General features: G+C 67.8%; 13 protein-coding genes, 1 tRNA gene and 2 pseudogenes. 8 read left to right on the forward strand and 8 right to left on the reverse strand.

Features of this window, described 5'->3' with window-relative positions:
• Both A5622_RS27820 and A5622_RS27825 read right to left on the reverse strand, forming a co-directional pair.
• The coding region (locus A5622_RS27820) for a segregation/condensation protein A (protein ID WP_197497903.1) at nt 1-224 on the reverse strand (224 nt) is incomplete at its 3' end.
• A pseudogene (locus A5622_RS27825) lies at nt 221-385 on the reverse strand (ParA family protein); the annotation flags it as partial. The pseudogene A5622_RS27825 and the gene A5622_RS27820, both read right to left, overlap by 4 nt.
• On the opposite strand from A5622_RS27825, the pseudogene A5622_RS04290 reads away from it, so the two are divergent.
• The 7 genes and pseudogenes from A5622_RS04290 to A5622_RS04320 all read left to right on the forward strand — a co-directional run.
• A pseudogene (locus A5622_RS04290) lies at nt 365-1,033 on the forward strand (segregation/condensation protein A); the annotation flags it as partial. The pseudogenes A5622_RS27825 and A5622_RS04290 sit on opposite strands and share 21 nt — an antisense overlap.
• Complete coding sequence (gene scpB, locus A5622_RS04295) at nt 1,033-1,728, forward strand: SMC-Scp complex subunit ScpB (RefSeq protein ID WP_066872259.1); 696 nt, start codon at nt 1,033-1,035, stop codon at nt 1,726-1,728. The pseudogene A5622_RS04290 and the gene scpB, both read left to right, overlap by 1 nt.
• Nucleotides 1,728-2,471, forward strand: a complete 744-nt coding sequence (locus tag A5622_RS04300) for a pseudouridine synthase (RefSeq protein WP_066876928.1) — start codon at nt 1,728-1,730, stop codon at nt 2,469-2,471. The genes scpB and A5622_RS04300 overlap by 1 nt, the downstream gene beginning before the upstream one ends.
• Nucleotides 2,472-2,476: 5 nt before the next feature.
• Nucleotides 2,477-3,139 carry a (d)CMP kinase gene (cmk, locus tag A5622_RS04305; RefSeq protein WP_066876929.1) on the forward strand — a complete coding sequence of 221 codons (663 nt, stop codon included), beginning with the start codon at nt 2,477-2,479 and terminating at the stop codon, nt 3,137-3,139.
• On the forward strand, nt 3,136-4,536 hold the full coding sequence (gene der, locus A5622_RS04310; protein WP_066872268.1) for a ribosome biogenesis GTPase Der: 1,401 nt from the start codon (nt 3,136-3,138) through the stop codon (nt 4,534-4,536). The genes cmk and der overlap by 4 nt, the downstream gene beginning before the upstream one ends.
• 205 nt (nt 4,537-4,741) lie before the next feature.
• Nucleotides 4,742-4,818, forward strand: a tRNA-Pro gene (locus A5622_RS04315).
• Nucleotides 4,819-4,968: 150 nt separating this feature from the next.
• On the forward strand, nt 4,969-5,394 hold the full coding sequence (locus A5622_RS04320; protein WP_066876930.1) for a cellulose-binding domain-containing protein: 426 nt from the start codon (nt 4,969-4,971) through the stop codon (nt 5,392-5,394).
• Between the two features lie 18 nt (nt 5,395-5,412).
• Here the strand turns inward: A5622_RS04320 and A5622_RS04325 are convergent, their stop codons facing one another.
• The 4 genes from A5622_RS04325 to A5622_RS04335 form a co-directional block, all read right to left on the reverse strand.
• Nucleotides 5,413-6,081 (reverse strand): DUF2510 domain-containing protein, encoded by a 669-nt coding sequence (locus tag A5622_RS04325; RefSeq protein WP_066876931.1) that lies wholly within the window; start codon nt 6,079-6,081, stop codon nt 5,413-5,415.
• Between the two features lie 97 nt (nt 6,082-6,178).
• A complete protein-coding gene (locus A5622_RS30435; protein ID WP_255361674.1) occupies nt 6,179-6,313 on the reverse strand; it encodes a hypothetical protein in 135 nt (44 codons plus the stop codon).
• Nucleotides 6,314-6,394: 81 nt separating this feature from the next.
• A complete protein-coding gene (locus A5622_RS04330) occupies nt 6,395-6,829 on the reverse strand; it encodes a DUF4383 domain-containing protein (protein WP_066872283.1) in 435 nt (144 codons plus the stop codon).
• 88 nt (nt 6,830-6,917) lie between these two features.
• Complete coding sequence (locus tag A5622_RS04335; protein WP_066876932.1) at nt 6,918-8,474, reverse strand: succinic semialdehyde dehydrogenase; 1,557 nt, start codon at nt 8,472-8,474, stop codon at nt 6,918-6,920.
• Between the two features lie 135 nt (nt 8,475-8,609).
• Here A5622_RS04335 and A5622_RS04340 point away from each other — a divergent pair, with 135 nt between their 5' ends.
• Nucleotides 8,610-8,990: a hypothetical protein gene (locus A5622_RS04340; RefSeq protein WP_066876933.1), complete on the forward strand. Its 381-nt coding sequence runs from the start codon at nt 8,610-8,612 to the stop codon at nt 8,988-8,990.
• A 39-nt stretch (nt 8,991-9,029) separates the two neighbouring features.
• Here A5622_RS04340 and A5622_RS04345 read toward each other — a convergent pair whose 3' ends face one another.
• Nucleotides 9,030-9,833 (reverse strand): transglutaminase family protein, encoded by an 804-nt coding sequence (locus A5622_RS04345; protein WP_197499570.1) that lies wholly within the window; start codon nt 9,831-9,833, stop codon nt 9,030-9,032.
• Between the two features lie 66 nt (nt 9,834-9,899).
• A partial coding sequence (locus tag A5622_RS04350; RefSeq protein ID WP_197507946.1) for a GAP family protein occupies nt 9,900-10,095 on the reverse strand: 196 nt, incomplete at its 5' end.

A 10,095-nucleotide genomic window follows, 5' to 3' on the forward strand; every position in this document is an offset into this window, starting at 1 on the left:
AACGCGGTGGTCTCCTCCAGCTCGAGCTGCGGGCCGATTTCGCGGGTGTAGGCGATGAAGTCGTCGGTGACCTGGTGCAGCGCCACCTCGGTCACGTCGAGGCGATGGGCGAAGATCAGCTGCAGCAGCAGGTCGAACGGGCCCTCGAAATTGGTCAGGCGGACTTGGAAGCCAGCCCCGTAGCCGTTCTGCTGTGGCGCCTCACCGGTTGCGGCCGCGTTCACGCGCCGAATCGGTCGATGAATTCGCGGGCCAGCGCGCGATAGGCGATGGCGCCGGTGGAGCGCGGGGCCCACGTGGTGATGGGTTCGCCGGCGACGCTGGTCTCCGGGAATCGCACGGTCCGGGTGATGACGGTGTCGAACACCAGGTCACCGACGACTTCATCGCCTACACCCGCGAAATCGGCCCGCAGCTCGAGCTGGAGGAGACCACCGCGTTCCTGGTGGTCGCCGCGACCCTGCTGGATCTGAAGGCGGCAAGGCTGCTGCCGGCCGGGCAGGTCGACGACGACGAAGATCTGGCGCTGCTGGAGGTGCGCGACCTGCTGTTCGCCCGGCTGCTGCAGTACCGGGCGTTCAAGCACGTCGCCGAGATGTTCGCGGAGCTCGAGGCCACCGCGCTGCGCAGTTATCCGCGCTCGGTGTCGCTGGAGGACCGGTTCACCGAACTGCTGCCCGAGGTGATGATCGGCGTCGACGCCGAACGGTTCGCCCAGATCGCCGCGATCGCGTTCAGCCCGCGGCCCGTGCCGACGGTGTCCGTCGCGCACCTGCACCAGGTGCAGGTGTCGGTCCCCGAGCAGGCCAAAAAGCTGCTGGACATCCTTCAGGCGCGAGGCAGCGGCGCGTGGGCGACGTTCTCCGAGCTGGTCGCCGACTGTGAGGCGTCGATGGAGGTGGTCGGGCGCTTCCTGGCGCTGCTCGAACTGTATCGGTCGCGGGCGGTAGCATTCGACCAGTCAGAGCCGCTTGGCGTGCTCCAAATTGCCTGGACCGGGGAGTGTCCGACCACCGAAATACGAGACGAGTAATGACTGAAGATCTGCCCGACGTCGTACTCGATGACGGCATCCCGGACATCGCCGAGGTCGCGCCGATGGAATCCGAGGAACTCGGCTCGGTGCTCGAGGCGCTGCTGCTGGTGGTGGACACCCCGGTCACCGCGGAGGCGCTGGCGTCGGCCACCGGGCAGCCGGTGTACCGGATCGCGACCAAGCTGCAGGAGATGGCCGAGCAACTCACCGAGCGGGACAGCGGCATCGACCTGCGCAAAAACAGCGAGGGCTGGCGGATGTACACCCGCGCCCGGTTCGCGCCCTATGTCGAGAAGCTGCTGCTGGACGGCGCGCGATCCAAACTCACCCGCGCCGCGCTGGAGACGCTGGCCGTGGTCGCCTACCGCCAGCCCGTGACCCGTGCGCGGGTGAGCGCGGTGCGCGGCGTCAACGTCGACGCGGTGATGCGCACGCTGCTGGCGCGCGGCCTGATCACCGAGGCCGGGGCCGACGAGGACACCGGCGCGGTGACGTTCGCCACCACCGACCTGTTCCTGGAACGCCTCGGGTTGACCTCGCTTTCGGACCTGCCGGACATCGCGCCGCTGCTTCCCGACGTCGACACGATCGAGGACCTATCCGAATCCCTGGACAGCGAGCCACGTTTCATCAAACTCTCGGGCGGTCCATCGCCCGATCAGGCGCTGACCTTCGACGTGGACCAGGATTGATGCACGAAGCTGAGGGGATCCGGCTGCAGAAGGTGTTGTCGCAGGCCGGAATTGCGTCGCGGCGGGCCGCCGAGAAGTTGATCATCGACGGCCGCGTCGAGGTCGACGGGCAGGTGGTGACCGAACTGGGCACCCGCGTCGACCCGGACTCCTCGGTGATCCGCGTCGACGGGGCCCGGGTGGTCCTCGACGACTCGCAGGTGTATCTGGCCCTGAACAAGCCGCGCGGTGTGCACTCGACCATGTCCGACGACCGCGGCCGCCCGTGCATCGGCGATCTGGTCGAGCGCAAGGTCCGCGGCAACAAGAACCTGTTTCACGTCGGGCGGTTGGACGCCGACACCGAGGGGCTGATCCTGCTGACCAACGACGGCGAGCTGGCGCATCGGTTGATGCATCCGTCCCACGAGGTGCCCAAGACGTATCTGGCGACGGTGACCGGGTCGGTGCCGCGTGGGCTCGGCAAGAAGCTGCGCGCGGGGATCGAGTTGGACGACGGGGCGGCCAAGGTCGACGAATTCGCGGTGGTGGACGCCATTCCCGGCAAGACGCTGGTGCGGGTGACGTTGCACGAGGGGCGCAATCGCATCGTGCGCCGGCTGCTGGCGGCGGCGGGATTCCCGGTGGAGTCGTTGGTGCGCACCGACATCGGGCCCGTCTCGCTGGGTAAGCAGCGACCGGGCACCTTCCGGGCGTTGGCTCATCACGAGATCGGCCAGCTATACAAGGCGGTGGGCCTGTGAGTGGAATGGTCGTTGCCATCGACGGCCCGGCGGGTACCGGAAAGTCCTCGGTGTCAAGGGGATTGGCGCAAGCGCTCGGCGCACGCTATCTCGACACCGGGGCGATGTACCGGATGGTGACGCTGGCCGTGCTGCGCGCGGGCATCGACCCGGGCGACGCCGACGCGGTCGGCGGGATCGGGTCGACGGCGCAGCTGTCGGTGGACGGCGATCGGTGTTTGCTTGCCGGCGAGGACGTTTCCACCGAGATTCGCGGGGATGCCGTCACCGGCGCCGTCTCGGCGGTGTCGGCGGTGCCGGCCGTGCGCGCCAGGCTGGTCGAGCTGCAGCGCGAGATGGCCGCTGGGCCAGGCGATGTCGTGGTCGAGGGGCGCGACATCGGCACCGTCGTCCTGCCCGACGCGCCCGTCAAGATCTTCCTGACCGCGTCGGCCGAGACCCGGGCGCGGCGGCGCAACGAACAGAACGTGGCGGCCGGGCTGGCCGACGACTACGAGGCGGTGCTCGCCGATGTCCGCCGCCGCGACCATCTGGATTCGACCCGGGCGGTGTCGCCGCTGCGCGCGGCGCCCGACGCACTCGTCGTCGACACCAGCGAGATGACCGAGGCCCAGGTGATTTCGCACCTGCGGGACCTGGTCAAGCAGCGAAGCGGAGCGGTGCGGTGACCCAAGACGGCACGTGGAGTGACGAAAGCGACTGGGAATCCGTCGATTTCGGCCTGGACGAACAGGAGGAGGCCGGCCCGGCGCCCGTGGTGGCGGTGGTCGGCCGGCCCAACGTCGGCAAGTCGACACTGGTCAACCGGATCCTGGGGCGGCGCGAAGCGGTGGTGCAGGACGTCCCGGGCGTCACCCGCGACCGGGTGTCCTACGACGCGCTGTGGACCGGGCGCCGGTTCATCGTGCAGGACACCGGGGGATGGGAGCCCGACGCCAAGGGCCTGCAGCAGCTGGTGGCCGACCAGGCCTCGGTGGCGATGCGCACCGCCGATGCTGTGATCCTGGTGGTCGACGCCGTCGTCGGCGCCACCACGGCCGACGAGGCCGCCGCCCGGATCCTGCTGCGGTCGGGCAAGCCGGTCTTCTTGGCGGCCAACAAGGTTGACAGCGACAAGGTCGAGGCGGACGCCGCGATGCTGTGGTCACTGGGGCTCGGTGAGCCGCACGCGATCAGCGCCATACACGGCCGCGGCGTGGCGGATCTGCTCGACGCGGTGCTGGCCGCGCTGCCCGAGGTGTCCGAGGTGGCGCCCACGTCCGGCGGACCGCGGCGGGTGGCGCTGGTCGGCAAGCCCAACGTGGGCAAGAGCTCGCTGCTGAACAAGCTGGCCGGGGACCAGCGCTCGGTCGTGCACGACGTCGCCGGAACGACGGTGGATCCGGTGGACTCGCTGATCGAGCTGGATGACAAGGTTTGGCGGTTTGTCGACACCGCGGGCTTGCGGCGAAAGGTTGGCCAGGCCAGCGGGCACGAGTTCTACGCCTCGGTGCGCACCCACTCGGCCATTGACGCGGCCGAGGTGGTGATCGTGCTGATCGACGGATCGGAGCCGCTGACCGAGCAGGACCAGCGGGTGCTGTCGATGGTCATCGAGGCCGGCCGCGCCCTGGTGCTGGCCTTCAACAAGTGGGACCTGGTCGACGAGGACCGCCGCGAGATGCTGGAGCGCGAGATCGACCGCGAACTGGTGCAGCTGCGGTGGGCGCCGCGGGTCAACATCTCCGCCAAGACCGGCCGGGCGCTGCAGAAGCTGGTGCCTGCGATGGAGACCGCGCTGGCATCGTGGGATGCGCGGATTCCGACCGGCCCGCTCAATTCCTGGCTCAAAGAGGTGGTGGCGGCCACCCCGCCGCCGGTGCGTGGCGGCAAGCAGCCGCGCATCCTGTTCGCCACCCAAGCCACCGCCCGGCCGCCGACGTTCGTGCTGTTCACCACCGGGTTTCTGGAGGCCGGATACCGGCGCTTTCTGGAGCGCCGGCTGCGCGAGGCCTTCGGGTTCGAGGGGTCGCCGATCCGGATCAACGTGCGGGTGCGCGAGAAGCGGGGAGCGCGGCGGCGCTGAGGTGTCGGCGCGGTTTTCGGGGCGCCGGCGATGTTTCCGGCTCTCTTCAGACCAATAGGTGCTTCTCAAAGCCGCTAGCACCGGCGCTAGCACGTTTGCGATTCACCTATTGGTCTTCTGTCGCCCGCCGGCGGAGGTCGCCTGGCGGGGCGGCCGCCCGGTTACGGTAGGCTTTCGACCTGCTGCCGGTGCACGCGCCGGCGCGCGGGCTGTGGCGCAGTTTGGTAGCGCACTTGACTGGGGGTCAAGTGGTCGCAGGTTCAAATCCTGTCAGCCCGACCACAGGTCAGCGGCGGTTGTGGCCTGTACCCGGGTGCGCCGGCCCGCGCCGAGGCGAGAAGATTTCACGACGGTTTCGGTTGGGCAAAGGTACGGCAGCTTACCCGCGACGCGCCGGCCGATATCGCCCCCGCGGTTTTAATGTTGGCAGTCATGGGCGGAGGCACACATCGCGTGAACCGCTGGCGCGCAGCGTTTCACGTACTCGCATCGGCGTCGACGGTTGCCGTCCTGGGGCTCGGCATCGCTCCCGCGGCCCACGCGGCCGCCGCCACGGCGACGTTGTCGGTGGACCATGCGTGGCAGACCGGTTTCATCGCCCGCTTCTCCGTCACCAACGCGAGCATGGCGCCGCTCACCGATTGGAAGCTGGAATTCGACTTGCCGGCGAGCGAATCCGTCTTGCACACCTGGAACAGCACCGTTACCCAATCCGGCACGCACTATGTTCTGACCCCGGCGAACTGGAATCGCAGCATTCCCCCCGGGGGTTCGGCCACGGGCGGTTTCAGGGGCGTGCTGACCGGTCCCTTCTCGCCACCGCAGAATTGCCTGATCAACGGGCAGTACTGCACTTAGCGGCCACGGACGACCGATCTATGGCTGGAAGGCCGGCAGGACGGTGCCGGAGTCGCGGATCTCCCAGATGCTGGCTTTGTTGATGCCGTCGAAGTTGATCTTGTCCAGCGTGGCCCGCGAATACGTGAGGTCGATGGCGACCTGGGTCGAGGTGTTGCCGTACGGGTCGGTCATCGGAAAGGTGCCCTGCACGTTCACCGCGGACGCGTCGGGGTAGGTCGCCCGCGCGTACTTGAGAATGCCGATGGTGTCCAGCCGGGCGCCGTCCTTGATCATCTGCTCGGTGTAGTTGTCCCGAATGGCGAACTTGGCGTCGACCACGTCACCATTCGGGCCCGGCGCGACGGTGAAGGTGACGCCGTCCGGCTTTTTGGGACCGGCCGGCGTCGACGGCGCCTCGGCCGGCCCCGCCGTGGCCGAACTGCTCGACTCGGCCGATCGGCCGTCCTTCTTCGGGTCGAAAACCCAGCTCTTGCCGACGATGATGAGCAGCACCAGGACGCACAGCGCGGCCAGCGCCAGGACCGCCTTGCCGGGCAGGCCCTTCTTCGGCGGGTCCGCGGTGAAGGCCCACTCGCTGGTCCAGCTGGTGCCGTCGAAGTAGCGCTGCAGCCCGTGGCCTACTGCGGGATCGGGATACCAGCCCGGCGCCGATTGCGGCGGCGGCGGCGCCTGTTCAGACGGCATCCATCCATTTTCGTCGTGACGGTGACATCCCGGCCACCCGCCCCCGCTGACCGCGCGAAACGCGATCCGATTTGGGCGGCGTCATGCCGTCACGCCGTCAGTCCTCGCGGTCCGGCTCGGTGAGTTCGGGCGCGTTCTCGCGGGTCGCCATCCCGCCTTCGCGCCCATGATCCGCGGGGCCGGGACGACCGCCCTTGGGCTCGTCGTCGTCCTTGTCCGATTGCTTGGCCATCGCAACCTCCTTCGTCGACCGGATGACTACCCGCAGCGGCGGCGATGTGAACTCAAATGGCCCGGGGGTGAGGGTTTGGCGTTACGGCGCTTTCCGGAGATCGGCGAGCGAGCTTTTGAGACCGCCGTCCATCCGGATCTGCACGGCCGCCACCGCGACCATCACCGTGGCGGTCACCAGGTGCACCACCGCGTCGGTCGTGTTGTTGGGGAAGGTGAAGACGAACGCGACCTGATGGGAGAAGAAGGCCCAAATGCCGGGCAGCGCACCGGCTATCGCGGCGAGCAGCAGATACAGCACCGACCATGACTTGCGCAGCGCGAACACCAGGCCCGGGGCGAACAGCGCCAGACCGGCGACGGCGTGCCAGCCGTTGTAGTCCATTCCGAGCAGCTGCACGGTCGGCGCGGTGGGGCCGGTGGCGAAGCTGGGATTCATGATGAAGCCGATCACCGCCTGGACGACGTGAAAAGCGCAGATGATCAGCAGCCCGATCTGGGCGAAACTCCACCTCACAGTGCACCTCCTTGTGCATGATGGGGTAGCCCGGATACTACGCGCGGTAGTAGATCGGGGTCAACGGGTGAATCGGCCCGCCGCGAAGTCAGTTCCGGCCGGGGATCTTCATCACCGTCCGCACGATCGGCAGCAGCGACTTCTGCCACACCTTCCCCGGAATGCCCAGGGGCGGATCGAGATTGAACACCCGCGCGGTCGCGATCGTCTGCGATTCGGTGTACTTCAGCAGGCCCTCGGGGCCGTGCCGGCGGCCGACACCGGACTGGCCCATCCCGCCCATCGGCGCGCTGAGGCTGCCCCAGGCGAAGGCGTAACCCTCGTTGACGTTCACCGTCCCCGACCGCAACCGGGCGGCGATCTGCTGACCCTCGGCGGAGGAGCCGGCCCACACGCTGGCGTTGAGCCCGTAGTCGCTGTTGTTGGCCTTCTCGACGGCCTCGTCCACGTCGGCGACGGGGTAGATCGAGACGAGCGGACCGAACGTCTCGTTGGCCGCGCACTCCATCTCGGGCGTGACATCGGTCAGCACCGTCGGCTCGTAGAACAGGGGGCCGATGTCGGGACGCGCCTTCGCGCCCGCAATCACCTTGGCGCCCTTGGCTTTCGCGTCCTCCACATGGTCGGTCACGGTGTCCAGCTGGCCGGCGGAGATCAGGCTGCCCATGTCCACCGAGAAGTCATAGTCGGTGCCCAGCTTCATGTTTCGCACCGCGGCGCCGAATTTGCCGATGAAATCGTCGGCGATGTCCTTCTCGACGTAGATGCGCTCGATGGAGATGCATAGCTGGCCCGCGTTGGAGAAACACGCGCGGGTGGCCGCCTTGGCGGCCTTGTCGAGATTGGCGCCCCGCGTGACGATCATCGCGTTCTTGCCGCCGAGTTCGGCCGAGAACCCGATCAGGCGACGGCCCGCGTGTTCGGCGAGCTGCCTGCCGGTGGCGGTCGAGCCGGTGAACATCAGGTAGTCGCAGTTGTCGATGATCGCGGTGCCCACCGCCGAGCCCGGCCCGGGCACGATCGCGTAGAGCGCGCGGGGCAGGCCGGCCTTGTACAGGAGCTCGGCGCAGGCGAGCGCGCAATAGGGCGTCTGGCTGTCGGGCTTGAGCACCACCGCGTTGCCGGCCAGCAGCGCCGGCACCGAGTCGGACGCCGTCAGCGTCATGGGGTAGTTCCACGGCGAGATCACCCCGACCACGCCCTTGGGTTGGTAACCGACCGTGGTCTTGCCGATGCCGGGGAGCAGCGCGGGCACCGTGCGGGGCTTGAGCAGGTCGGCCGCGACGCCCGCGTAGTAGTTCGCGTTCGCCACCAGATCGATGATTTCCTCCTGCGCCGCCCAGCGGGCCTTGCCGGCCTCCGCCTGCAGGAGATCCATCAGGAACTCGCGGTTCTCGATGACGAGGTCGCGGTAGCGGGCGATGATCTCGACGCGCTCGGCGACCGGGCGGTTCGCCCAGGCGACCTGGGCCGCCCGCGCCTCGGCGAATGCGGCTTCGACGTCTTCGGCGGTGCCGATCGGGATCGTGGTCAGCGGCTTGCCGGTGAAGACCTCGTCGATCGTCTTGGTCTGACGTGCGGTGGCGTCTTTGATCGCGGCCAGCTGACGCAGGCGATCGAAGACCTCGGCAGACGGTGCAGGCATGTCGTTACCTCCGAAGCTCGGGCGTTCAAAACACCAGCCTATTGGTCGTCGGCTCCAGCAAAAGTGGGTAAGCAACACCCAAGCGCGCACGCGTGTCCGGTTTGTACCAGTTCACTAGTCGAAAGGCGGCATCGGATGGTTCGTCAGGAAGGAGGCCGCTGGGATGTCGGGGCCGAGGGCAACACGGTGTACCTCGAGCGCATCTCTGAGGGCGACGAGCGGATATTCGACGATTTGCTATCACCCCAAGAGGCCCGGCAACTCGCCGGGCTTTTGACGAAGTACGCAGACAAGGCCGACGAGGCGGACGAGTCGGATGACAAGTCGGAGGACTCCGACGACAAGTCGAAGGATTCCGGCGACAAGTCGAAGGATTCCGACGATAAGGACGACTCCGGCGACGAGGACGAGGACTCCGACGACGAGGACTCCGATAACAACGACGACGGTGACTCCGATAACGAGGACGAGGACTCCGACGACCAGAAAGATTCCGACGACGACAAGTCCGGCTGATTACCGGCACGCCGCGATCATGCTGTGGCACAGGCGATTTCAGCGGATGGAAACCAGGTGGTCGATCGAGTCCCGGGGCAACTCGCCGTCCACCACGGCGCTCACGACCAGACGATTCAGCGTGACCGCACCTTTGTGATTGTCGAGGAACGCCGTGTCGGCGGCGTCGCGGCCGGTGGCCACCCGCACCAGCGTCTGCCGTGGCGCCAGCAAAGTCGCGTCCACCACGCGCCAGTGCCCGTCGACGAACGCCTCCGCGACGGCGTGAAAGTCCATCGGGTACACGCCCGGCGCGTACACGGACACCACCCGGGCCGGGACGCTGACCGCTCGCAGGAGCGCCACCACCAGGTGCGCGTAGTCCCGGCACACACCTTCGCCGGCGAGCAACGTGTCCACCGCCCCGTCGATCGGATCGCTGGAGCCGGGCACGTAGTTCAGCCGGGTGCCTACCCAGGAACTCACGTGCTCCAGCAGCTCCGCGGCATCGCGGTCATTTCCGAATTCGGTTGCGGCGAAACCGAAGAACTTGTCGGATTCGGCGTAGCGGCTGGGCCGCAGGTACATCGACTGGTCGTATTCGGTCACCGGAGCCGGATCGGTGTGACCCACGATGGTCGCCTCGTAGTCGACGCGCAGCGTGCCCACCGCGGCGTCGAACTTGTGGATGCGGTTGCCGTGCAGCCCGCTGATCTCCAGGGGCGTGATCGGCCGTCCGTCCAGGACGAAGCGCAGCGACTCGGACACCTCGGCTCGCGGATGCGGCGCCACGGCGATCTGAAACTCCAGCGTCGTGGCCGCGGTGATGTCGACTTCGAGTTCGGCGCCCACTTCGCGTTTCATAGCGCGATCCTGCGCGAGTTGCCCCGGATCCGCCACCGGACGCCCTGATTCGGTGAGCGGTTCCGCTCAGAGGATGTGCAGGCCCTGGGCCAGCTCCGAGACCCCGACCACCGCGAACAGGCCCACCAGGATTTGCCGGTGGTAGCTGCGCACCCAGTCGTGCAGCACCAACAGCAAGGACTGCGTTCGCGCCGGCCTGACGAGGTAGCCGACCAGGATGATCTCGACGACGGCGTACATCAGCATGACGAATGCGACGGAC

It is taken from the genome of Mycobacterium sp. 1245801.1 (assembly GCF_001673055.1).
In the GTDB taxonomy this organism is placed as follows: domain Bacteria; phylum Actinomycetota; class Actinomycetes; order Mycobacteriales; family Mycobacteriaceae; genus Mycobacterium; species Mycobacterium europaeum_A.